22 protein-coding genes are annotated in these 22,344 nt (G+C 50.0%); 13 read left to right on the forward strand and 9 right to left on the reverse strand.

Going from position 1 to position 22,344, the window contains the following annotated elements:
* The first annotated feature begins 5 nt into the window (after positions 1–5).
* On the forward strand, positions 6–134 hold the full coding sequence (cydS, locus tag C6I21_RS16790; RefSeq protein ID WP_280953456.1) for a cytochrome bd oxidase small subunit CydS family protein: 129 nt from the start codon (positions 6–8) through the stop codon (positions 132–134).
* The gene (cydS, locus tag C6I21_RS13210) at positions 131–310 is read left to right on the forward strand and encodes a cytochrome bd oxidase small subunit CydS family protein (protein WP_105959966.1); all 180 of its coding nucleotides are present in this window, start codon (positions 131–133) and stop codon (positions 308–310) included. The genes cydS (C6I21_RS16790) and cydS (C6I21_RS13210) overlap by 4 nt, the downstream gene beginning before the upstream one ends.
* Positions 311–387: 77 nt before the next feature.
* Here cydS (C6I21_RS13210) and chrA read toward each other — a convergent pair whose 3' ends face one another.
* Positions 388–1,560 (reverse strand): chromate efflux transporter, encoded by a 1,173-nt coding sequence (gene chrA / locus C6I21_RS13215; RefSeq protein ID WP_105959967.1) that lies wholly within the window; start codon positions 1,558–1,560, stop codon positions 388–390.
* Between the two features lie 177 nt (positions 1,561–1,737).
* Here chrA and C6I21_RS13220 point away from each other — a divergent pair, with 177 nt between their 5' ends.
* From C6I21_RS13220 to treP, 4 genes are all read left to right on the forward strand, one after another.
* The gene (locus C6I21_RS13220; protein ID WP_105959968.1) at positions 1,738–2,133 is read left to right on the forward strand and encodes a GntR family transcriptional regulator; all 396 of its coding nucleotides are present in this window, start codon (positions 1,738–1,740) and stop codon (positions 2,131–2,133) included.
* Positions 2,120–2,995: an ABC transporter ATP-binding protein gene (locus C6I21_RS13225; RefSeq protein ID WP_245411644.1), complete on the forward strand. Its 876-nt coding sequence runs from the start codon at positions 2,120–2,122 to the stop codon at positions 2,993–2,995. Before C6I21_RS13220 ends, C6I21_RS13225 begins: the two co-directional genes overlap by 14 nt.
* Positions 2,988–4,010: a hypothetical protein gene (locus tag C6I21_RS13230; RefSeq protein ID WP_105959969.1), complete on the forward strand. Its 1,023-nt coding sequence runs from the start codon at positions 2,988–2,990 to the stop codon at positions 4,008–4,010. Before C6I21_RS13225 ends, C6I21_RS13230 begins: the two co-directional genes overlap by 8 nt.
* Positions 4,011–4,135: 125 nt before the next feature.
* Positions 4,136–5,557 carry a PTS system trehalose-specific EIIBC component gene (gene treP / locus C6I21_RS13235; RefSeq protein WP_105959970.1) on the forward strand — a complete coding sequence of 474 codons (1,422 nt, stop codon included), beginning with the start codon at positions 4,136–4,138 and terminating at the stop codon, positions 5,555–5,557.
* A gap of 57 nt (positions 5,558–5,614) precedes the next feature.
* On the opposite strand, the gene C6I21_RS13240 is transcribed toward treP, so the two are convergent.
* Both C6I21_RS13240 and C6I21_RS13245 read right to left on the reverse strand, forming a co-directional pair.
* On the reverse strand, positions 5,615–6,526 hold the full coding sequence (locus C6I21_RS13240) for a pseudouridine-5'-phosphate glycosidase (RefSeq protein ID WP_105959971.1): 912 nt from the start codon (positions 6,524–6,526) through the stop codon (positions 5,615–5,617).
* Positions 6,523–7,575: a carbohydrate kinase gene (locus tag C6I21_RS13245; protein WP_181186257.1), complete on the reverse strand. Its 1,053-nt coding sequence runs from the start codon at positions 7,573–7,575 to the stop codon at positions 6,523–6,525. Before C6I21_RS13245 ends, C6I21_RS13240 begins: the two co-directional genes overlap by 4 nt.
* Positions 7,576–7,762: 187 nt before the next feature.
* Between C6I21_RS13245 and C6I21_RS13250 the strand changes: the two genes are divergently transcribed.
* Positions 7,763–9,409, forward strand: coding sequence for an ABC1 kinase family protein (locus tag C6I21_RS13250; protein WP_105959973.1), 1,647 nt, complete (start codon positions 7,763–7,765; stop codon positions 9,407–9,409).
* A gap of 18 nt (positions 9,410–9,427) precedes the next feature.
* On the forward strand, positions 9,428–9,763 hold the full coding sequence (locus tag C6I21_RS13255) for a phasin family protein (RefSeq protein WP_105959974.1): 336 nt from the start codon (positions 9,428–9,430) through the stop codon (positions 9,761–9,763).
* Positions 9,764–10,385: 622 nt separating this feature from the next.
* Here the strand turns inward: C6I21_RS13255 and C6I21_RS13260 are convergent.
* From C6I21_RS13260 to C6I21_RS13270, 3 genes are all read right to left on the reverse strand, one after another.
* Positions 10,386–12,293 (reverse strand): putative bifunctional diguanylate cyclase/phosphodiesterase, encoded by a 1,908-nt coding sequence (locus tag C6I21_RS13260; RefSeq protein WP_181186258.1) that lies wholly within the window; start codon positions 12,291–12,293, stop codon positions 10,386–10,388.
* A gap of 88 nt (positions 12,294–12,381) precedes the next feature.
* Entirely contained in the window at positions 12,382–13,227 is an 846-nt protein-coding gene (locus C6I21_RS13265; RefSeq protein WP_105959976.1) for a GNAT family N-acetyltransferase, read from the reverse strand.
* An 18-nt stretch (positions 13,228–13,245) separates the two neighbouring features.
* Positions 13,246–14,088 (reverse strand): STAS domain-containing protein, encoded by an 843-nt coding sequence (locus tag C6I21_RS13270; protein WP_105959977.1) that lies wholly within the window; start codon positions 14,086–14,088, stop codon positions 13,246–13,248.
* A gap of 141 nt (positions 14,089–14,229) precedes the next feature.
* Between C6I21_RS13270 and C6I21_RS16595 the strand changes: the two genes are divergently transcribed.
* Positions 14,230–14,373 carry a hypothetical protein gene (locus C6I21_RS16595; protein WP_181186259.1) on the forward strand — a complete coding sequence of 48 codons (144 nt, stop codon included), beginning with the start codon at positions 14,230–14,232 and terminating at the stop codon, positions 14,371–14,373.
* A gap of 82 nt (positions 14,374–14,455) precedes the next feature.
* Here the strand turns inward: C6I21_RS16595 and map are convergent, their stop codons facing one another.
* The 3 genes from map to C6I21_RS13285 form a co-directional block, all read right to left on the reverse strand.
* Positions 14,456–15,226 (reverse strand): type I methionyl aminopeptidase, encoded by a 771-nt coding sequence (gene map, locus C6I21_RS13275; protein WP_105959978.1) that lies wholly within the window; start codon positions 15,224–15,226, stop codon positions 14,456–14,458.
* Positions 15,227–15,454: 228 nt separating this feature from the next.
* Positions 15,455–16,621 carry a hypothetical protein gene (locus C6I21_RS13280; RefSeq protein ID WP_105959979.1) on the reverse strand — a complete coding sequence of 389 codons (1,167 nt, stop codon included), beginning with the start codon at positions 16,619–16,621 and terminating at the stop codon, positions 15,455–15,457.
* Positions 16,622–16,634: 13 nt separating this feature from the next.
* Positions 16,635–17,096 (reverse strand): type II secretion system protein, encoded by a 462-nt coding sequence (locus C6I21_RS13285; protein ID WP_105959980.1) that lies wholly within the window; start codon positions 17,094–17,096, stop codon positions 16,635–16,637.
* A gap of 76 nt (positions 17,097–17,172) precedes the next feature.
* Between C6I21_RS13285 and C6I21_RS13290 the strand changes: the two genes are divergently transcribed.
* The 4 genes from C6I21_RS13290 (at position 17,173) to C6I21_RS13305 (ending at position 22,244) form a co-directional block, all read left to right on the forward strand.
* Positions 17,173–18,726, forward strand: a complete 1,554-nt coding sequence (locus C6I21_RS13290) for a PulJ/GspJ family protein (protein WP_142393267.1) — start codon at positions 17,173–17,175, stop codon at positions 18,724–18,726.
* 12 nt (positions 18,727–18,738) lie between these two features.
* Positions 18,739–19,260 (forward strand): GNAT family N-acetyltransferase, encoded by a 522-nt coding sequence (locus C6I21_RS13295; protein ID WP_105959982.1) that lies wholly within the window; start codon positions 18,739–18,741, stop codon positions 19,258–19,260.
* A gap of 161 nt (positions 19,261–19,421) precedes the next feature.
* The gene (locus C6I21_RS13300) at positions 19,422–20,429 is read left to right on the forward strand and encodes a peptidoglycan-binding protein (protein ID WP_105959983.1); all 1,008 of its coding nucleotides are present in this window, start codon (positions 19,422–19,424) and stop codon (positions 20,427–20,429) included.
* 117 nt (positions 20,430–20,546) lie between these two features.
* Entirely contained in the window at positions 20,547–22,244 is a 1,698-nt protein-coding gene (locus tag C6I21_RS13305; RefSeq protein ID WP_105959984.1) for a M3 family oligoendopeptidase, read from the forward strand.
* The last annotated feature ends 100 nt before the right edge of the window (positions 22,245–22,344 follow it).

Below are 22,344 nucleotides of genomic sequence, written 5' to 3' on the forward strand. Positions count from 1 at the left end.
CATTCATGGAATCCTTTCTTATTTTTGCAGCTCCGCCGCTCGTCATTGCCGCGGCTCTTGCCTTTATCTTTTTTATCAGCGGGAGCCGCCGGACACTGCCTGATCCTGAATCCCGAAAGGAGAAGAAAAAATGACTATGACTGACTTTCTCATTTTTGCAGCACCGCAGCTGGTGCTCATTTCCTCCGTCGTGTTTGCGTTTGTCTGGGGTGCGAAAGGGAAAACCCCTTCGTTTCTGGAAAATGCCCAGCCGGTTTCGTATGAAGATGCAGAAACGGCCGCAGCAGAAAATGACCGCATCGCCAATTGATTTTTCTTCCTGAATCATGCAGATAAAAACAGGCTGACCGGATTTTTTGACCGGTCAGCCTGTTTTTTTATTTTTTATTAAAGAAGACCAAACAGCAGGCCGCCTGCAATGCCGAGAATAACGATCATCCACGCCGGCTTCTTCCAGTAGACGAGAAGAACGAAGAGAAGCGCTGCAAAAGCAAGGTCCACAGGAGTCTCCACTGCTGTTGTGAAAATTGGGGCGTACAGCGCGGTAAGAAGGATACCGACGACCGCTGCATTCACACCGTAAAGAGCTGCTCTGGCCGGTGCATATTCCCGGAGTTTCAGCCAGAAGGGAAGCGCTCCGATTAATAGAAGGAATGCCGGCAGAAAAATAGCTGCAGTGGCAATCACAGCCCCCGGAATTCCTTCTGCAGCCATCCCGAGGTAGCTGGCAAACGTGAAAAGCGGCCCCGGAACTGCCTGTGCTGCCCCGTAACCTGCGAGAAATGCTTCTTCACTAACCAGTCCGTTCGGCACGACTTCCCGTTCCAACAGCGGAAGTACGACGTGCCCGCCGCCGAATACGAGTGCTCCCGCCCGGTAAAATCCATCGAGAATCTGGATATACACATGATCGACAAGTGCACGCAGTACCGGCAGACCCGCGAGAAGAACAGCGAAAAGCGAAAGGCTGATAATTGATACGGTTCTCGATAGACGAATAGGCAGCGACTCTGCTTGTTCAACGGACTCATGACGGTAGAGGAGGAAACCTGCTGCAGCTCCGATCAGAATCACAATGACCTGCATCCACGTTGACGGGAGCACGAGAAGCAGGATAAACGCCGATGCCGCGATCGTCGCCCTTTCTTTGTCGGGCGCCAGGTTCTTCCCCATGCCGAGCACAGCATGGGCCACAACAGCGACAGCGACAATTTTCAGCCCGTCAATAATACCGGTATCTGTCCAGCCCTGCTGCTGAAAACCCACAGCCGCAGCTATGAGAATAAGTACAGATGGCATGGTGAAGCCGAGAAAAGAAACAAAACCACCGGCAATGCCTCCGCGGCTCATACCAATGCCGATCCCCACCTGACTTGAGGCAGGACCCGGCAGAAATTGGCAGAGTGCGACCAGATCCGCATAGTTTTTTTCAGAAAGCCATTTTCTCCGCTCGACGTACTCATGCCGGAAATAGCCGAGGTGAGCAACGGGACCACCGAATGAAGTAAGTCCGAGACGGAGAGAGACGATAAAAATCTCCATCAATACACGTAAATTCATTTATAGGCCTCCATCATCTATGTATTAAACCACACTCATTATACATAATAAATCGATTATATAATAGAATCCATAAAGAATCGTAAAAAATTACTATCGGCACGACGATTGACAATCTCTTCCACAAACGTTATAACTGTACTAACTGATCCCATACACTTGAGAGGGGTGTAACGGTTGTTATTTCATATCGATACACACAGCAGCTCCCCCATTTATGAACAGATCACTTCCCAGGTAAAAGAAATGTGCTACACCGGACTGCTCCGTCCGGGCGAACAGCTCCCCTCCATCCGGGAGCTTTCTTCACAGATGGTCGTCAATCCGAATACCGTCAGCCGTGCCTACGCCGAACTGGAACGCTCGGGATTGATCGTTACGATCCGGGGCCGGGGAACATTTGTCGCTGAGGTACTTCCGGAGCGGAGCACGCCGAGAGAACGGGCACGTCTTGAGCGTATGCTCCGCCGTCAGATCATTGACAGTTATTACGGCGGGCTGACGCGGGAGCAGATAAGGGACGTTACAGAACACTGCCTGAATGAACTGGAGGCGCCGCATGATGGAAATTAAACATGTATCCAAACAGATCCGTAGAGTGGATATTCTCCGTGATATCGACTTTTCAGCGGGCGAAGGGAATATCATCGGTCTGGTCGGCAGAAACGGCGCAGGGAAAACGACCCTCCTCCGCACGATGGCCGGTATCCTGAAACCAACACACGGAGACGTACTGATTGATGGAAAAAGTATTTTTAAGCATCCGGAAATCAAAGAGAAGCTGATGTTTGTACCCGATTCCTCCGAAGCAATGAAAAATTACAGCACGAAAGAACTCGTCTACTTATACAGACACATTTATCCTGAGTTCGATGTCGATCATTTTGACGCGCTGATGTACCGTTTCGGCCTGGAACGTGCTTCCAAGATCGGCCATTACTCTAAAGGAATGAGCGCATTGTTTTCGCTGATTCTGGCTTTCTCTACCAATGCACGCTACATTCTGCTTGATGAGCCGACAGACGGCCTGGATGTCATCATTAAACGTCAGGTACTGCAGATGATCGTGGAGGAAGTAGCTGAAAAGGAAACGAGCGTCATTATCAGTTCCCACCGGCTCGATGAACTGGAGTACATGGTCAATGAAGTGGTTCTTATTAAAGATGGAAAAGTAAACAGCCATTACCAGCTGGATGACATGAAGAAAGAATACCGCAAAATGCAGGCTGCCTTTGACGATGCCCTACCTGAAGATGTAGCGTCACACGTTCATATCCTCGAACAGACAGGCAGAGTCTATACACTGCTTGTTCCCAGGTCCGACGACACGTTTGACGCCGCGCTGAAAGAAGCCCGCCCGATTTTTTACGAGGAGCTTCCTATGTCGCTGGAAGACTATTTTGTTGCGAAGCTTGGGGGGAAACACGATGTTTAAAAAAGCTCTCTGGTTTCAAAATTACAAGCAGTCCCGCTTTGTGCTGGGTATCCTATTCGTCCTGTTCGTCATTCAAATGCCGCTTCAGGCGATTTTAACGATCGAAACGTGGAATGAGCGTGCCGCTCAGGCAGATCAGGCAGAAGAATACGTATATGAAGTCCAATCTTGGGAAGTCGAAGCCATTTTCTCGGATGATCTATTTTCCCTCATGGTCTCCGGTGCGATCCTTCTGCTTGCACTCGTACTTGTCGGTCTCGAACGGAATACGAGACGAAATGACTTTACCTTCGCTCTCCCATTTACACGCACCCAGCTTTATCTGGCAAAATGGCTGCTCGGTACCGGCACGATTCTTCTATTTTTCCTGTTGAACTTTTTCCCGTCCTACTTTATCATTCAGCAGTCGGATTTTTCCTATGCGCTGACGCTCATCACGGCACCTGATATTTTCTGGGGACCGCTGCTTGGGTATCTGTTCTTTTTTTCCTTCTGTTTGTTTATCGCTTCTCTTACCGGGGAAATGATGTCCCAGACGATCATCACACTCGTAACCGCCTTTCTGCCGCAGATCATTTTTACACTGCTTCAGGAACTTATGCGTGTTCATGACTTCTTTTTGTTTACCATCGGCGCCGTACCGAGATGGGTCGATTACCTCACTCCGGGACTGTATGCGGTTGGAGAAATGTCGGACGTTATCGGAATGAGTCTATCCTGCATTTTTATCGGATTGACGCTCTGGGCCGGTATCTTTTTCTATCACCGGAACCGTGTGGAGTATAACGGCGAGTTTTTATTGTTTAAGCAGATGACCGTGCCCACCGCCGTTCTTCTCGTCATTCTCGTCGCTTTTTTCGGCGGTATGATCGTTTCTTCTCTCGCTCCATGGGGTGCCAACGCTCTCCGGATTATTTCGTACTGGATCGGTTTTTGTACATTTCTGCTGTTTGCCCTGATCGTCACCCGCAGGCTGCTTACGATGAATGTCCGCTTTTTCGGGAAAGCGCTGTAGCTTACTTAAATTCCCATGAGTAAAACGGTTGCAAAACTTGTATATACAACATATAATGAAAGCGAAGTCATAAAGTTGTATATACAAGCAACGTTTCCATGAGAACGCTTTAGGAGGGTATAAGTATGGCAAAGTATGAACAGGAGGTCCGGGAAATACTCGAGGCCATCGGCGGAGAAGAAAACGTCGATAAAGCAACCCACTGTGTCACCCGGCTCCGGTTTGCGCTGAAAGATGAAAGTATCGTCGATACAGACAAACTGGAAGCTATTTCACTGGTAAAAGGATCGTTCTCTACGAATGGTCAGTTTCAGGTCATTATCGGTCAGGGAACGGTGGATCAGGTTTACCGGGATATTGTCGAACTGACGGATATTGGAGAATCGTCCAAGTCTGATGTAAAGGATGCTTCTGCCAAGAAAATGAATCCGTTCCAGAAAGCGGTCAAAACGCTTGCGGATATTTTTATTCCTATTCTTCCGGCGATTGTTACCGCAGGTCTTCTGCTCGGGTTAAACAACCTGCTCACCGGTCCGGATATTTTCTTTGACGGGGCATCCATTGTCGATGTCTATCCGCAGTGGGCCGGCATTGCAGAAATGATCTTTATTATTGCTAACGCCGCGTTCGCATTTCTGCCCGCCTTAATCGGCTGGTCAGCGGTGCGCCGCTTCGGCGGAAGTGATCTTCTCGGTATTGTGCTCGGTCTCATTCTCGTCCATCCGGACTTATTGAGTGCCTGGAGCTACGCTGATGCCCAGCAGTCGGGTGATGTACCGACGTGGAATTTATTTGGACTGAGCGTCGAAGCGATCGGCTATCAGGGTCAGGTTCTTCCTGTCTTGTTTGCTTCTCTGCTTCTTGCAAAACTGGAGCTCTGGCTCCGCAGTAAAACGCCGGACTCCATCCAGCTTCTCGTTGTCGCACCCGTTGCGCTTCTCGTGACCGGATTTGTCACCTTTATTGTGATTGGTCCGATTACATTTGCGCTTGGTAACGGTATTACGAGCCTGTTTACATGGCTCTTCGATGTCATGCCTGCAGTCGGCGGACTGGCTTACGGCCTTCTCTATGCTCCGCTCGTCGTAACAGGAATGCACCATGCCTTCCTTGCTGTGGACCTTCAGCTGACAGGCGCCGGAGACGGAACATTCCTCTGGCCGATCCTTGCGTTGTCCAATATTGCCCAGGGTGCTGCAGCGCTTGCGATGCTGTTTGTATCCCGCAATGAAAATGTCAAAGGGGTGGCAGGCACTTCTTCTGTCTCAGCTTTTCTCGGCGTGACAGAGCCTGCGATGTTCGGTGTGAATATACGGTTTAAATTCCCGTTTATCTGTGCCATTATCGGCTCGGCGATCGCTGCGACATTTATTTCCAATAACAACGTACTTGCAAACTCCGTCGGTGTCGGCGGTATTCCGGGTATCTTCTCCATTCAGCCCGGGGCATGGCTTGAATTTGCTATCGGTATGGTCATTGTACTCGTTATTCCGTTTGTGCTCACACTCGCATACGGACGTACCGTGGCACGTGGACAGTTTAAGTAATTGTACAAAAACCACCGCTCCCCTTTCCGGGTGAGCGGTGGTTTTGTATGCATTCGTTTAGTTTTGAGCCTCTGCGTAAGAAACAGCAACCGCTGCTCCGACGACGGCATTGTGCTTTACAAGCGCAATATTTGTATCCAGCGTTTTTCCGCCTGACGCTTCCACCAGTGCGGAAAGAAGGTAAGGCGTCGTTTCTTTTCCGCTGATGCCTTCTTTTTCTGCCTGCTGCACCGCATTCTCGATTAATTCGGATACCCATTCCGGATCCAGTTCACTCTCTTCAGGCACTGGGTTGGCGACGACAACGCCGCCGTTCAGCTTCAGGTCCCACTTTATTTTCATCATCTCAGCAAGATCTGCCGCCGTGTCTACGCGCAGACCCGCATCATAACCGCTATCACGCGTGTAGAATGCTGGAAACTTGTCCGTTTCAAAACCGACAACCGGTACACCGTATGTCTCCAGATATTCAAGCGTCCGTCCGATATCCAGAATAGATTTTGCGCCGGCACAGACGACCGCTACATTCGTTTTAGCCAGTTCCTGCAGATCGGCGGAAATATCCATCGTTTTCTCTGCTCCGCGGTGGACACCGCCGATACCACCGGTAACAAATACGCGGATGCCGGCCAGATCGGCGCAGATCATTGTTGCCGCAACGGTCGTTGCTCCGTATCCGCCTCCACTTAGCACCGACGGAATATCGCGCCGGCTCACTTTTACCGTACCTTCTGCTTTACCGAGCGCTTCAAGTTCTTCTTTTTCAAGACCGATCCGGACAGCACCGTCCATAATTGCGATCGTCGCAGGCACAGCTCCGCCTTCCCGGATAATCTCTTCGACTTCCACTGCCGTTTTTACATTCTGAGGATACGGCATGCCGTGGGAAATAATCGTTGATTCCAGTGCAACAACTGCTTTCCCCTGCTCCATCGCTTCTTTTACTTCCTGTGCGTAAACAATATTCATCGTTTTCCCTCCTGTGTTCGAATGACGCTCTCTGTCGACTGAATTGTAGCAGCTGCACGGGCAAGTGCACGCTTGATCCATACTTTCGGCTCTTCATCATGGAGCAGACCATCAATGCAGACAGATGCAAACGCATCCCCCGCTCCGGTAACATCCACCGCTTTGACTTCCTCTGCTTCAATATAAGCGGTTTCCTCTTCAGAAGCCATGTAGACTCCTTCTGCACCCCGTGTAACGATCACCATCCCGGCTCCGGCCTGTACGATATTCGCTGCCCGGGCTTCCAGTTCGTCCGCTTCGTTCCCTAAATGAGCGGCCATTGCTTCTGCTTCCAGCTCGTTTAACAAAAGCAGATCAATATCCTGAATCGACTCCTGCGGTATGCGGCTGATTTTCGCTGCAGACACCGGTACGATGACTGCTTTTTGGTGCGGAAGTTTCGAAGAAAGAATTTCTTTCATCGTTTCCTGTGGAAGGTTCGTATCCAGTACAAGCACATCCGCCGCAGCTGTCCGGTGCTTCTGTGCCCGGTAGACTGCCGGTGTCCATGCATCGTAAATGGCCATATCCGCCAGTGCAAACAGCATCTCTCCGGAGGATTCCATTACTGCAGTGTACGTTCCAGTCCGCTCCTGAGGCAGAATCTGAACGAGGGATGTATCGGCACGGCAGTCCGCTGTCAGCCTTCCTGCAGCTTCATCGCTGCCAAGGACGGTCATAAGCTGCGAGTGCAGGCCGAGTACATGCATATTTTCCGCAAGGTTTCTTGCTACACCGCCGAACGACTCGTGGCTTGTAACAGGGTTGGAGTCCTTCCAGCGGAAAGCCTCCACGGTCATTTTCCGGTCCAGGTTGGCACCGCCGATGCAGCATACACGCTTTTCTTCTTTCAGCACGTATGCTTTACCGAGTATTTCTCCATCCCGCATCAATTGTGAAATGTAGCCGGCGCAGGCAGACCTGGACAGTCCGACGAGATCTGCGAGCTCCTGCTGAGAATAATAGGCATTTTGTCGTATGAGTGATAAAATTTCTTCTTTTTTTCCCATATGTCCGCCTCCTGTCTCCATTATAAACTTATGTCTTTACAATAGTCAAATGTTTACCCCCTTTTATTTTCCTCGCTGGAGGTACTCTTCTCTTCGGCGTGGTTTCGTGTACAAATGTCTGGAAAAACACATAATTTACAATAGAAAAGGGTATAATAGTATGTAATGCAGAGGAAAGGGGGCTGGGATGAAAAACAACGCTTTATACCGGATTACGGTCATCGTTTACATGTTTATTAAATTCGTCCTCCAGCTCTACTGGTTTAATAAGCGGAATCCGGCCTGGGACAGCTTTACACAGGAAAAGTGGGAAGCACTTGTCGCCTCCCAGGCCAGAGAGTACAGAGAAAAAGCACTCCACCTGGAAGGTCTGATGATCAAGGTGGGTCAGTTTCTCAGTACGCGCGCGGATATTATGCCGGAAGCATTTTTAAAAGAGCTGGCAGACTTAATTGATCAGGTGCCTCCTGTAGAACCCGCTGTCTCAAAAGGCATTCTGGAGCACGAATGGGGACAGCCGATCGAAAACCGGCTCGATGAAATCAGCGACCGCCCTGTCGCATCCGCTTCCATCGGCGAAGTGTATCGTGGAAAACTTCCCAATGGACAGGAAGTGGCGATAAAAATTCAGCGGGCCAAAGTGGATCAGATTATTAAGAGTGATTTTAAAGCACTCCGGATCGTCCTATGGATTACGCGTCATTTTACGAAAATGGGTAAAGAAATTAATACGAAAGCTCTTTACCAGGAAGTCGTTAAAATTATCGGAGATGAACTGGATTACCATAAGGAAATGAAGAACGCACAGAACTTTCAGCGCCGCTTTTCGGAGAGCAGCCATTATTACATTCCTCAATTTTATGAAGAATACTGTACGCGCCGGGTTCTAGTGATGGAATGGATGGAAGGCCGGAAAGTAACAGACCTTTCCTTTATCCGGGAGCATAATATCGACCGGAAAAAAACAGCCGAACGGATCTTCCAGTTCTTCATGGATCAGCTTCTGGATCAAGGCCGTTTTCACGCCGACCCCCATCAGGGAAATATTCTGCTCCAGGAGGACGGAATGATTGTGATTCTGGACTTCGGAATGGTCGGCTATATTACACGGGAAGATTCTGCAAGCATCCGCCGGATGGTACAGGGGTTCGTACTCGATGATTACCAGCTCGTCATTGATGAGCTGCAGACACTCGGCTTTCTGCTTCCCCACGCCGATAAATCGAAGCTGGAATCGACGCTTCGAAATTATGTGAACATGTACTTATCTTCCGACATCAGTCAGCTGGATCAGGAAATCGTCGAAGAAATTTTCGACGACCTGCAGCATATTGTACGTGATCAGCCAATCCAGCTGCCTGCAGAGTTTGCTTTTCTCGGAAGAGCTGCCTCCATCGGCCTCGGCGTTCTCACTATTGTGGATCCGGAAATCGATTTTATCGAACTGGGCCGGCCGGTCGTCATGGAATGGCTGAATGAAGCAGATGAGAAAAAAGGAAGCATTCAGGCACAGGTACTGAAAGACTCCGTAAAGCCGATGCTGTCCCTGCCGAGAAACCTGAATGAATTTCTGGAAGAACCTTCCTACGAACGGAGAGAAGCATCCCGGAGACAGTTCCGGCAGTTTCACCACCAGCGCTACTTATGGGCCTATCTCGGTTCCGGCGCAGCTGCTGTAGTAACGCTCCCTTTTCTTTACCTGGCTCTCTGGTTTGAAGCCCAGCTGCTGCTGTATGTTACAGCTCCCGCTGCCGGTACTGCCGCAGCTGCCGGCCTGCTTACACTTTACAGGCACCGGCGCTGGGTGCTCCAATTTCGTGAAGAGAACGATTAATTTGAGGAGGAATAACGGATGAACAATGTATTAAAAACAGGATTTCTGCTCGGCCTCGGGGCCGCTGTATCAAGCAAAGAGAAAGTGGACCGCTACATGGATGACCTTCTGGCAAAAGGAAAAGTGACGCCGGCAGAAGCAGATGATCTTTACAATCAGCTGCTGCAGAAAGGCTCTGAAACAGAAGAAGGCTGGGAGCGGCGTTCCCGCGAAAAGCTGCGTCTGATGCTGCGGGATCTCGATATGGTGCCGCGCGAAGACCTTGACGCACTGCAGGCAAGAGTTCAGTCCCTCGAAGCCCGCCTGGAATCTCTAGAGAAAAAACAGAATGACGGGAATAATCCTCCGTCATAAACGAAGAAAAAACCGGATCCTCAAAGGGGTCCGATTTCTTTTGTTAACTAATAAGAATGTATAAAATCCAAAGCCTCTTCCGAGCTGGGATGCAAGGGTTATAGCATGTCAACGTTCTGATCTATGGGCCGTTAGTTTTTTGTTAATGGAGAGCTTCTCCGCTTTTCGGCAGAAGCTTGCCGTGGGCTTGTCTTCAGCTATTTCTCATGGCCTGCGCCCTGAGAAAGGATCTTCAGACTGCGCTTAAATCCCACCGGCGTCTCTGCCGAACGCTTCGAAGCGTAGCAAAATAGAGATGAAAAACAGAGGCTCTGTAGCAGGAACGATTTTTATAAGGTAATGATGGTCTCTTCCAATTCGATTGAATGACAGCATTTTCTGCGCAAAAGGGACCGCTTCTAACAAGCCTTTTCTTCCAACCTGCCGAAACCGGAGGCCGTCGACTCCGGGAGGATCCGAACGAGGCGAAAATCCATTCCTTCTGACGGAAGGAAGAAGGAATTAGTTGAGCCCGTTCCCTCCGGAACGCGTACGGCTGCAGATGCAGGCAGAAAGCGGGAACCTATTCAACAGATCTCACTTTTCTTTTAAGACCAGGCGGTTTCTGCCTGGTTTATTTTATTTACAGCGTCTCCTGCGGCAGCTCCTGCCCCGTGGACTGTGTCAGTTCAGGAATATCCTGCGGCGGCACCGGCCGGCTGATGTAATATCCCTGGGCGCCGAAGCAGTGCTGCTCCTTTAGGAAAGAGAGCATTCTATCCGTCTCCACTCCTTCTGCAATGACATCCATGTTAAGAACCGAAGCCAGGCGGATAATGGTCTCAACAATTGCTGTGTCCTGCGCATTATCCGGGATCTCTTTCATAAACGACCGGTCAATTTTCACGACGTCCGCCGGAATCGTCTTTAAGTAATTCAGCGACGAATATCCGGTTCCAAAATCGTCGAGCGCGACACGGCAGCCGATCCGCCGCAGTTCTCTTACTGCCTGAAGGCTTGTTTCCAGATGATACATAAGCACTGATTCGGTAATTTCAAATTCGATGGACGCAGGCGGCACTTGATATTTCCCCAGCAGCGCCTCGACACGGTCGATAAACTGCTCCTCTTCGATCTGCCTGACGGATAAATTCACCGCCATCTGCAGTTCCATCCCGTCTTCTTTCCACTTACTCCATTGGGAAAAAGCTTCTTCCATGATCCAGCTGCTGAGCGGAAGAATATAGCCGGTTTCTTCTGCAATCGGGATGAATTCCAGCGGCGAAATCCTTCCGCGTTCCGGGTGTTCCCAACGGACCAGCGCCTCCACCCCGGTGACTTTTCCATCAGCTACAGTAATACGCGGCTGGTATTCAAGAACAAACTCTTCCTTTTCAAGCGCTGCCTGAAGATCATGTTCGAGCCGGAAAGCATCCACCCTCTGATGAACATGGTCGAGATAAAACTGCACGGTGTGGTGAACGGACTCTTTCGCTGCGTACATCGCCATATCTGCGTGCTGAAGCATCTGTCTCGTATCTTTGGCGTCATCCGGAAAAATCGATGCCCCCATGCTTATATCCACTGTTAAATGCTGCTTTCCAAGTGTATAGGGCGCTTTTAACGCATCAATCAAACCGGCAGTCACCCGCTCCAGCTGCTCAATTTTTCCAAAACCGGACACAAGGACAGCAAACTCGTCCCCACCATGGCGGTAAACTGTTTTTGTACCGGGTACATCTGCTTCCTTCAGCCGGCGGCTCATCTGTTTTAACAGCTCATCACCGATAGGGTGGCCGAGCGTATCATTGATCGTTTTGAAGCGGTCGACGTCCATAACAAGCATCGCAAGCGGTGTTTTCGTCTTCTCCGCATCATGGATGGCAGACTCCACTTCACTCATAAATGCTGTCCGGTTCTTCGCTCCGGTCAGACTGTCGTGATAAACAAGATGTGTCAGTTTGTCTTCTGCAGTTTTTCGTTCGGTGACATCCACAAAAATGACCGATATTCCTTCTTCGGATGGAAAGGCGCGGATATCAAACCATGATTCCAGCCTCGTGAAATATTCTTCCACTGCCCGGGGGGCCCCCGATTCTTTCACTTCCCTCATCCGCTCTTCGAACCGGGAATTCCGCAGAAATGGAAAACGAGTCCAGATATTACCTCCGAGCATTTCGTCCGGAGTGCTCTGAAAAACGGCCGCCCCTTCTTCATTAACGTAGTGAAAGCGCCAATGGTCATCGAGTGTGATCATTGCATCGCTGATACTTTCAATAGCCGATTTATAGCTTTCAAGCGCCTGAATGTGACGCTGTTTATCCTGCATTCTCATTTGATAAAACGATCCTGCCCGAAGTTCGGAACGCCGGATTAGAAGGTAAAGCAGTCCTGTTGTCAAAAGAACGTAAATAACGCCTTTTCCAGTCTGAAGCGGTGCCTGTAAGCTGCTCCCTGAAAACAGCAGCCGGACGGCCCGGTCTGAAAGCAGAATCCAGACTAATCCCACACCGGCATAAAGCAGACTGATTCGAAATGATGGTTTCCTCATCCAATGGCGCACAGCCAGACCTCCTCCGTCCATAATCATACGTCTATTTTACGATGAAAAAGGACAGAATTGTTTAAAAAATCGAAATTTACTGCAAAAAAGAATATTCGTGGGAGATTCCGGCTGGTTCAAATCCGAGTTTTTCATAGACGGATCTGGATGCGCCGTTTTCGACATTCGTATTCACACTGCAGAAGGTAAATCCTTCTGCCATCAGCCGCTCAGCAAGGGCTCCCACAAGCGCCGTGGCATAGCCCTGACGCTCATATTCCTCCGGTGTATAGACGTAATTGACGACGACACCGTGCTGCAGTTCCCTCGCCCGTTTCGCCATCGAGACCGGCGTATAATCCGGCGTCCGCCAGAAAAAGACTTCATTGCGCCGGATTTCATCCATTGTTCTCTCCTCCAGCTCCAGAAGGTCTTCTTCACGGAGAGATCCCATCGCAAACTGCTCTGTCCAGTCCATAACTAGTGCCGCGTCATCTTCACAGGCGTAGGTTAATTTCCCAGGGGGCTGTTTCCATTCTGCTGCATGATCGAGCTGATAAATGACCTGCCGCTTCACGAGCTTTGCAGATACTGGAGATAACTCCTCCCACGCTTCTGCAAACGCATCAGCCGCCTCGTCACCAGCAGCAATGCCGGCTGTGTCCGGTTTATTATGATAGAGCCATTCTGCTGCTTCCGGCATATACTGCTTTTTCCCGCAGATAATCATTCTTCTTGGCGGTGTCTGAATAAAAATAACAGCAGGCTGATCGTCGATGATTCCGCAGGCAAGAAAAGCATCCCCTCTTTTTCCTTTTTCTTCTTCGCGGACCAGCTGGCGCAGGATACCGAGTGCCAGGTTGTGACGCACTTCATCTTTCTCTAAGTAAGGGGCAGCGAGCCGGTATAACGCGGCAGGGGACGAATACGTATGAATATCCATATGCAACCTCCTTGAAAATTACGAATCGGAAACAGTCAGACCGGTTTTTGCAAGCGCCTGAGGCAGATTGTTTACAACGGTAAGCTGATCAAATGAGATACCGAGATGGACGATCGTCTGGACAAGCTCCGGACGGAGACCGCATAAAATGACCTGCACGCCCGAAATACGAAGCGCATCGTTCAGTTGAAATAAATTCTGTGCCACATACGTATCGATCGTGTGAACTCCCGATAAATCAAGAATCAGCGTTCTGAGCTTCAACTCCCGGCTCTTTTCAAGTGCCTGACTCATCAGCTGCTGGGAACGATCGGAATCCACCGAACCGATGATTGGAAGAATGGCTACATCCGATGTTACAGGTACCACTGGTACTGAAAGCTCCAGAATTTCATCCTGTGCATCCTGGAACCTGGACTCCTGGCTTTCAAAATAAGCCTGCGTAAACGCATAAATCGCCTGATCAATCATTGGATTAACCGTATCGGCAATATCGAAATACGCTTCAAATTCGCCCTGCTCCTCCTGAAACACTGAGCGGATCCGGCTGTACAGTACGCGTCTTAAAACGGGTACGACGAGCATGGCTTTATCCGCCGAAAGCTGGAGTGATGCGGCTTCCGTACCAAACGCCCTGCCCCATTCTCTCATCCCTCTGGTACTGGATCCTTCTCCGATTAATTCCATCCCTACTTTTTCAATGAGGGTTCCCGCATGCTGGATAACAGCATCCGCAGAAATGCGAGTGTAACGAATAGCATGTTTGTCCTGGAATCCCTGATGGATCTCTTCAGCAAGTGTCTGCTGATTATCAAGAAGCCTTTTACCAATGAGTTGTTTTAATACTTCTGTTTCCGCCATTTTTATCCCCCTCTTCCAATGTTGAACTTATATCTATTCTACTAGAAACAGCCGGCTTGCACAGAAAAATTTTTTGTATAGCCCTGCTGGTTCTTTTTCCCTGCTATACTGGAAAACAGCCTTGGAAAAGGAGGCTTTATCATGCCGGGCCATATACCTGTTGAAAAAATGAACAGCAAGACGAAAACGAACAAAAGCCGGGGGCGCTTCTTATTTCTTGGCGCTTTTGCTGCAGCCGCAGTCTGGGCAGTGGTCCAGTTCAGCGGATTATTTCCATCCATTTAGAAAGGCGGACGACAAGAAGAAGAGAGCGCCCTGATCCGGAGCGCTCTCTTCTTCTGCGTTGCTCTATTCGTTACCGGCTGTACTACAGATCCAGGAGGTCTGTACGGTCCTGCTCCGTTGTAATAATCGGTTCCCCTTTTTGAATAACGAGCGTATGCTCATACTGGGAAGACAGCGATCCATCGCGTGTTCTTGCTGTCCATCCGTTGTTATCCATCTTGGACTCCCATCCGCCGGTATTAATCATTGGTTCAATCGTAATGACCATGCCTTCTTTCAGGCGGACGCCGCGGCCGGCTTTTCCATAGTGCGGAATATTCGGCTCTTCGTGGATCGTCGGTCCGATGCCGTGCCCTGCAAAATCGCGCACGATACCAAAGCCGTATGGCTCAACGTGGGCTTCAATAGCGGCGCCGATATCGCCGATCCGGTTACCGTGGCGCGCCTGCTCTATGCCTTTGTACAGAGCCTCTTTCGTAACACGGTTCAGCGTCTTTATCTCTTCCGGCACACTTCCAACTTCGTATGTCCATGCCGAATCTGCAAGCCCACCGTTCAGCTCCACGACGAAATCCATCGTCACAACGTCGCCTTCTTTCAGCTTTTCTCTCCGTGGAAAGCCGTGGCAGATTTCATCGTTGATCGACGCACACGTTGCAAATTCATACCCCTGATATCCTTTCTGCGCTGCTGTTGCACCATGCGCCTCCAAGGTTTTCTCGACAAACGCATCGATTTCTTTCGTCGTAATACCCGGCTTGATCATCTCCGCAATTTTCTTGTGAATACTCGCAACAAGAACTCCCGCTTCCTTCATAAGCTCAATTTCTCTGGACGATTTTCGTTGAATCATTGTGGCACATCCTTTATCTGTATTCGCTGGCCCCACACGGGAGACCGCTCCTGTTTTTTACCTTCTATAGTTTAGCAAGTTATCGCCGTTCTAGCAAAAACAAGCAGCCTATTCCGGCAATGCTGATGACATAGCCCCACCAGACCGGTTCAAAAAAGAGACGGAGGACGGGTCCGGTGAGCGCCGCTGCCAGTGCTGCAATATACATGAGCCCTTTTCCCACCGGGCTCATTGTGAGTTCCCCGAACGGAGAATCCAGCCTGATGTACTGGTGATCGGCTGGGAGCCGCCTCCCCCTCCGCTGCTGGTCGTAATTCCGGCATAATTAATTGCGCCCTGTTCCCATTCAGACTCTACATTTTCAACGCTGCAGGAGGATACTTTATTTAATTCCTCGTGTTCAGGACTCCCTGTGTTCTCTTCGTCATTTTCGGCAAGATGCTTTTGAATACGATTCCCATTCTTAATATACACAAAGCCATTCACACAAACCCTGGCCTGCTGTTGAAGGGTTATAGTTTCGGTCACCATATCTTTGCCTACTACAATAAAACTTTCTCTATCAGGTCTTTGTGTCTGCAGATTATCTTTCCCATTTTTAGGGTCTACATGATAAAAATAATCTTCTATCCTCAAAACGCTTCGCTGCTTTAACTCGATCTTTCCCTCTGCAAATAAGTCCCCAGTGATCGTTTTTTCCCCTGCACCTTTTTTTAGAGTAACTCCATCTGTAAACAAGACATCTCCAGAAGGAAAATCATCGTTTTGGTTTATATCCTTCTCATTAAAGACAGAACCACCTTCCTCTCTAAAACGATCGGAATCCAGATTACGCTCCGCGACTTCTTCCACCCGGCCCGGTTCTGAATTTCCTCCGCCATCAAGCTGAAAGGAGAACTCCAGCAGCTGCGCTTCCCTGCTTTCCCGGCCGCCTGCTTCGCCGATCGACTCATAGCGGATTTGAATACCCGCTCCGTCCTCAGAAGTATCCAGCGTAACCGCTTCCGGGATGACCGCTGCTGCTCCTTCCCCATCTGATGCCGGTGTAATCCCGAGCGGATCAGCAGCTGTGAACCGGCTGTATTCGTCCTGTAAAGAATTCCGCAGATACGCATATAGATCCTCCAGGTCCCGGCTTCCGATTCGTCTCTCTTCCTCTTCCCATAGAGCCGCTTCAAAGGTGCGGATGCTTTCTTCGATTGATACAGCCGTGCGCTGCTGGAAATAGCGTTCGCCGTATGTACGCATTTCATCCGCTTTCGCCTGTGCTTTCACTACTTCCACCTGCTGAGCACTCGTCAGCGTCTGGTTGATAAGAGGTACTGCAGCAATGCCGACGAGCACAATTGTCAATAAGACAATAAGCAGCGCATACCCCGATTCTTCCTTCAGCATGTCCTACCTCCTATCATGATAAATCCTGTTCATAGAGAAGCCGCTGCATCGTACTCAGCACCTCTCCTGCTTCATTTGTGATGCGCACCTGTACTTCGTAGGCTCCAAGCGACTCCAGAGAGTTTCCTCCAGCTTCCACCGGGCCGCGGGCTGTCTGAATCTGAGGGTAAAAACGGTCACCGCGGTTCCCTTCCATGTAATATCCGGCACTGTCCACTCCATCTGCCAGGACGGTGAAAAAATCGTTGGACGGCGGACCTCCTTCCAGGTCATCCGCTTCCTCCTGCGTCATCATGGTTTCCGCCTGATCAAGCAGATATTGGTTGATATTCACTTCTTCGATTTCTGCCTCATTTCTATCGGCAAACAGTGCTGTCTGGGTAAAGACACTGACAAGAGCGATGCCGACTGCCGATAAAATCACAAGGGAGGCAAGAATTTCTATTAATGTGGCGCCTCGTTCATTTCGATGCATGATCTTCCTCCTCAATCCCCGTTTCAGCTGGTATACTGTCTAGTATACTATGGAAAAGAAAGGGAAGCATATGCTTATGAACCGATTAAGCCAGCAGCGTGGAGCGAGTCTTCTCGAAGTTTTGAGTGTCATTGTGCTCTTATCCATTGTAGGAGCCGTGGCCTACTCTTTTTTAATGAATACATTTTTATTTGAGGACCGGGTGACAGAACGGCAGTCGCTCGTTCAGGAAGTGAACCTGCTTTCCGCCGATTTAAGACGGCTCCATGAAAGCGGAGCGCCAATCTATTACGACGGATCGATGCTCTATGAAGGGCGCGGCGCCGACCGGCCGATTCTGAACGAAGATATCCGCATTGAATCGTTTTATGCTAATGAAAATGAACTCGCACCGGGAACGAGTATCACGCTGACACAGGATACATACCGGTTTGAGGGCACTATTACCGCCGGCGGCTACAACCACGAACTGCGTACAGCGTCCCGCCGGACCGGCGCGTTTGTATATGACCCCGGTGCAGGAAATGAGGACGTAGAGCCTGAACCGCCTCCTGAAGAGCCGCTTCCGCCTGAAGCGCTGGAAGACATTACGTTTCCCTCCAGACCGGACATTAACAGCATGCCTCTTTTTTCTTCAGAAGCCTATGGCGACGTGCAATCGGGTGCCGCAATAACTCCTTGGGAACTTGATGACGTTGCAGAAGATAACGTAGTGCACGATGGACGGCTTATACTTTATCGAAATGCTTCTGCATTTAGAACGAATAACGACCAGCCGCTGTCATTTAACATTGACCATTCGCTTCTTCGGGAAGGGAATCTGACCATTGGATCTGACATTTTCATTAACACCGGCTATTATGTCTGGGTGGATGGAAATCTAACGATGGAAGACGGCTCCGCGATCAATGCGGAGAACGGTGCAAGAATACAAGGGGATGCCACGATGCAGGGTGGCAGTGAACTTGCCGCATCCCAGCTTCAGCTGACAGGTACTGCAGCGCTCCAGTCGGATTCTGTCCTTACCATTGCCGGTCCTTCCACCATCGACGGACCGCTCACGATGGATCGTGACAGTATCTTTACGACCGGCTCCCTCCGCCTCGGCGGCGCCGGCACCTTCCGTTCCAACGCTGTTTTGGCTTCGGAGAACGAAGTCACGATCGGCGGGGAGGCGACGTTTCAGGAGAATGTCAACGTACAGGCAGGATCGCTGTTTATCGATGGCAATATGCGAGTGACCGGCACCCCGGTTATACAAATCGACGGGGATGCGGGCATTAACGGCGGCCTGACGACAGAAAATACGATGTACATGACTGTCGGCGGCGATCTCGTGCTTGAAAACGGCGCAGCTCTCAGGCAGGACCCGGTTGTCACGATCGGCGGCACGCTCACCAGCCGGGACGATTTCAGCTACCAGTCCGGATCCACCATTATTGTAGAAGGCAATGCCGACATCCGCGGCAATATCGGCTCCAATTCGCCATATGATCAAGGATCCATGTGTGTGCAGGGGTCACTTTCTCTCGAAGGAGAAGCTTATCCAGGCGTAGACATTACGAACAGCGGAAGCGACTGCAGTAACCTGAGTCCTGGTGAACTGCGCGTCCTCGGACCAATTCTGTAACTGGAGGTAATTATGCAGATCGTTCCTTTTCAATCATCTCATTACCCTTTTCTCATAGAATGGGTAAACAGCGGAAACCGGGCGGATATGGTGCGCTGGGCCGGAACGACGTTCACCTACCCGCTCACCGAAGCACAGCTGGAAACGTATGCTCATGAAAGCGATGCGGAGATCTATACGCTTCTCGACGACAGCTCCCGCCCGGCCGGTCACATCGCTCTCCGCAGAATCGATCATGAGCACCATTCGGCAAGAATTGGAAAGATCATGACCGCTCCTTCTGTCCGTGGCCGGGGTTGTACGCCGATGATGCTCGATTTTGTACTCAAGCGGGCGTTCCTGGAGCTGTCCCTCCACCGTGTTTCACTCGGCGTGTTTACCAACAACCCAGCTGCCCGCCGCATTTATGAGAACTATGGTTTTCAAACAGAAGGTATTTTCCGGGATGTCCGTTATATTGACGGATATTACTGGGATCTCTGCGAAATGGCCGTATTGTCGAATGAATTCGATCGTTTTCGACAAAATGTGTGAAAATCTTCAATAGTTTGCAGAAACATTTCAACCTGTGACAATGTGAAGTCACTATATTAAATAAAGTGAAAACACCTTGTAACTCCCTTGAGGCGCTGATAATATTGGTCTCGTTGAGCAACACAGCGCAGATCAAGCGCAATCAAGGAGGTTCTTATAAAATGAACAAATTTCGTACACTAAAGTCAATTAAGCAGCTGGGTATCACAGCAGCGGCTGCAGGGGCAATCCTGTTTGTCGGTGGCACTGCCGCAGGTGCAGAAGAAAATAATAGTTTTGGCGATGACCTGCTGACTGAAGGAACAGTCTCTCAGGATGTTGTCGAATTGGAAGAGCTGCTTTCCGGAGCAGGCGTATTTGATGGAGAAGTAAACAGCACTTACGGCGCTGACACGTCAGCTGCTGTCCGCACGTATCAGGAAAGCAACGGCCTGATGACAGATGGTATTGCAGGAGTACAGACACTCGGCGCCCTCTCCGAACTTGAGCGCGGCGATTCCGGCTACCTCGTAGAAGAGCTTCAGTCCGAACTAGCGGACCTTGGCTACTACAGCTTTGATGTAGATGGCATCTTCGGCCCAATCACAGAAGAAGCAGTCGTTTCTTTCCAGCAGTCCCAGGGACTGAACGGTCAGTCCGGAATTGCCGGAGCAGAAACATTCGCAGCACTTCTGAATCCTGGTCAGGCATCTGCAGCACAGCCTGCTGAAGCACCGGCAGAAGAAGCAGCGGAACCTGCTCAGGAAGAAGCACCAGCGGAAGAGCCTGCTGAAGAACCAGTAGAAGAGCCTGCGCAGGAAGAAGAAGTCCAGGCTGCAGAAACAACAGAAGCATCTGAACCGGCTCAGGAAGAACCTGCACCGTCCAATGAAGTGGAAGGTACTACACTGAACATGGAAGCAACTGCCTACACGGCGAACTGCACTGGCTGCACAGGCGTTACGTATACAGGAATTGACCTGAATGCGAACCCGAACCAGAAAGTCGTCGCAGTAGACCCTGATGTCATTCCACTCGGTTCCACTGTTCACGTGGAAGGCTACGGAACAGCAGTAGCAGGAGACATCGGTGGTGCCATTAACGGTAACCGCATCGACCTCTACATGCAGAGCCAGGGCGAAGCCGTTGACTTTGGCCGCCGTAACGTTCAGGTTACTGTTATCGACTAATTCGTCTTTAAGCTGCACCATTTAAAGGCCCGCTTTCCGGCAATCCGGGGCGGGCCTTATTATATGTTTCGACTCTTTCTTCTGCTTCCTTTATAATGGAAAAAGGAGGAGATACATATGGCCACGTTTTATCAGGAAAAACTGGATTTTACGACGACTAAGGAAATCGAAGCCGCTTACGAAAAACTGCTTCAGGAAAACATTGAATCTGTGCGCCAGCTGGAAGACTGGCTGGTACGGGTTTCAACGCTTCAGGAAGAAGTAGAAGAAGGAATTTCCGGGCATTACATTGACTTTCAGTGCTACAGTGATTCGGAGACTGCCCGGAAACAGTACGAATTTGATAATGAGTACCTCGAGCCGCTCCGCAAAACATACAGTGCAAAGCTGGACGAAAAATTTCTTGAAAACCGCTTCAAGAAAGATCTCGACATCCACTGGTATGCGCCGCTCATTAAGAGGAAAGTAAACGCTCAGGATTTATACCGCGAAGAAAATACCCGTCTGGAAGTGGAAGAGGACCGGCTCTCGACGCGCTATTTCGAAATTACCGGAGGCCTGACTGCGGAATGGGAAGGCCAGACGCTCTCGCTCAGCGAACTATCTCCTTATATGGAACACACAGACCGGAGCGTGCGGGAAAAAGCGATGCGCCTTTCCTATGAAGCATTCGGAGAAGTGAAAGAGGAACTGCAGCAGATTCTTTCGGATCTTATTCAGCTCCGAAAGAAAAAAACGGAGAATGCCGGACTCTCCAATTATGCAGAATACATGTTTAAAGAGTACGAGCGGTTTGACTATACACCTGAAGACTGCCGCACCCTCGCTGCGTCTGTACGTGAAGAAGTGCTTCCTGTTTTATCTGAAGTCCAGGAAAAACATAAAGAAAAACTCGGTTTTCAACAATACCGGCCATGGGATATTCAGGCACCCGCCCCCGGTGAAAAGCCGCTGAAGCCATTTGAGAACCGCGCTGAGCTTGTCAGCCGTGCTTCGTCCATTTTTGAAAAGCTCGATCCGCGCTTTCAGGAGCTGATTGAAACGATGGACGCCCGCGGCATGCTTGACTTAACTGCCCGCAAAGGAAAAGCTCCCGGCGGCTTCTGCTCCAACCTGCCGATTTCCAACTTGTCGTTTATTTTTATGAATGCCTCCGGGGTGCACGATGATATGATTACCCTTCTGCACGAAATGGGTCACTGCATCCATAACGATTTTACGTCCCATTTTCGTCTCCACGAATATAAAGAGACACCGATGGAGGCTGCAGAGCTTGCCAGTATGAGCATGGAGCTTTTGACGATGGATCACTGGCATCATTATTACCAGGACGAAAAAGAACTCAACCAGGCAAAGCGGGATCAATTTACAGGGGTCCTCTCCCTTCTGCCGATCGGTGTCGTAGTCGATCAGTTCCAGCACTGGATGTATGAAAATCCTGATCATTCGGAAGAAGAGCGCCTGCAGAAATTCCAGTCGCTTCACGAAAAATTCGGCACTGGCGTCGTTGACTGGGACGGTCTTGAAGAATGGCGCTCCCGCTCCTGGCTCCGAATTCTCCATATTTTTGAAGTGCCGTTTTATTTTATTGACTACGTCATCGCACAGATCGGTGCGCTGCAGGTGTACAAAAATTACAAACAGAATCCGGATCAGGCGCTTCAGCAGTACAAAGAAGCCCTTAAGCTCGGATCGTCCGTGCCGCTGCCCGACGTATACAAAGCAGCAGGCATCAAGTTCGATTTTTCGAAAGAAACACTTCATGAGCTGATGGTCTTTGTGCAGGACGAACTGCGTCAGCTTGAAGAAGCGTAAGAAACCTTTGAACTACCGCTAGGCTAAAGCCATAGCGGATTCCTAAGTACGGGGTCTACCGAACCCTAAATAAAAAGAGCAGGCAGAGAATTTCTGCCTG

Source organism: Alkalicoccus urumqiensis (assembly GCF_002993335.1).
Lineage (GTDB): Bacteria > Bacillota > Bacilli > Bacillales > Salisediminibacteriaceae > Alkalicoccus > Alkalicoccus urumqiensis.

What these genes read in the sequence shown, in the direction of transcription:
- C6I21_RS13270 (WP_105959977.1), bottom strand. Translation starts at nt 14,088, where the DNA reads ATGGCGGAAACAGAAGTATTAAAACAACTCATTGGTAAAAGGCTTCTT.
- chrA (WP_105959967.1), bottom strand. Translation starts at nt 1,560, where the DNA reads ATGAATTTACGTGTATTGATGGAGATTTTTATCGTCTCTCTCCGTCTC.
- C6I21_RS13225 (WP_245411644.1), top strand. Translation starts at nt 2,120, where the DNA reads ATGATGGAAATTAAACATGTATCCAAACAGATCCGTAGAGTGGATATT.
- C6I21_RS16595 (WP_181186259.1), top strand. Translation starts at nt 14,230, where the DNA reads ATGCCGGGCCATATACCTGTTGAAAAAATGAACAGCAAGACGAAAACG.
- C6I21_RS13245 (WP_181186257.1), bottom strand. Translation starts at nt 7,575, where the DNA reads ATGGGAAAAAAAGAAGAAATTTTATCACTCATACGACAAAATGCCTAT.
- C6I21_RS13295 (WP_105959982.1), top strand. Translation starts at nt 18,739, where the DNA reads ATGCAGATCGTTCCTTTTCAATCATCTCATTACCCTTTTCTCATAGAA.
- C6I21_RS13255 (WP_105959974.1), top strand. Translation starts at nt 9,428, where the DNA reads ATGAACAATGTATTAAAAACAGGATTTCTGCTCGGCCTCGGGGCCGCT.
- treP (WP_105959970.1), top strand. Translation starts at nt 4,136, where the DNA reads ATGGCAAAGTATGAACAGGAGGTCCGGGAAATACTCGAGGCCATCGGC.
- C6I21_RS13285 (WP_105959980.1), bottom strand. Translation starts at nt 17,096, where the DNA reads ATGCATCGAAATGAACGAGGCGCCACATTAATAGAAATTCTTGCCTCC.
- C6I21_RS13260 (WP_181186258.1), bottom strand. Translation starts at nt 12,293, where the DNA reads ATGAGGAAACCATCATTTCGAATCAGTCTGCTTTATGCCGGTGTGGGA.
- C6I21_RS13265 (WP_105959976.1), bottom strand. Translation starts at nt 13,227, where the DNA reads ATGGATATTCATACGTATTCGTCCCCTGCCGCGTTATACCGGCTCGCT.
- C6I21_RS13230 (WP_105959969.1), top strand. Translation starts at nt 2,988, where the DNA reads ATGTTTAAAAAAGCTCTCTGGTTTCAAAATTACAAGCAGTCCCGCTTT.
- map (WP_105959978.1), bottom strand. Translation starts at nt 15,226, where the DNA reads ATGATTCAACGAAAATCGTCCAGAGAAATTGAGCTTATGAAGGAAGCG.
- C6I21_RS13280 (WP_105959979.1), bottom strand. Translation starts at nt 16,621, where the DNA reads ATGCTGAAGGAAGAATCGGGGTATGCGCTGCTTATTGTCTTATTGACA.
- C6I21_RS13305 (WP_105959984.1), top strand. Translation starts at nt 20,547, where the DNA reads ATGGCCACGTTTTATCAGGAAAAACTGGATTTTACGACGACTAAGGAA.
- C6I21_RS13250 (WP_105959973.1), top strand. Translation starts at nt 7,763, where the DNA reads ATGAAAAACAACGCTTTATACCGGATTACGGTCATCGTTTACATGTTT.
- C6I21_RS13240 (WP_105959971.1), bottom strand. Translation starts at nt 6,526, where the DNA reads ATGAATATTGTTTACGCACAGGAAGTAAAAGAAGCGATGGAGCAGGGG.
- cydS (WP_105959966.1), top strand. Translation starts at nt 131, where the DNA reads ATGACTATGACTGACTTTCTCATTTTTGCAGCACCGCAGCTGGTGCTC.
- C6I21_RS13300 (WP_105959983.1), top strand. Translation starts at nt 19,422, where the DNA reads ATGAACAAATTTCGTACACTAAAGTCAATTAAGCAGCTGGGTATCACA.
- cydS (WP_280953456.1), top strand. Translation starts at nt 6, where the DNA reads ATGGAATCCTTTCTTATTTTTGCAGCTCCGCCGCTCGTCATTGCCGCG.
- C6I21_RS13290 (WP_142393267.1), top strand. Translation starts at nt 17,173, where the DNA reads ATGAACCGATTAAGCCAGCAGCGTGGAGCGAGTCTTCTCGAAGTTTTG.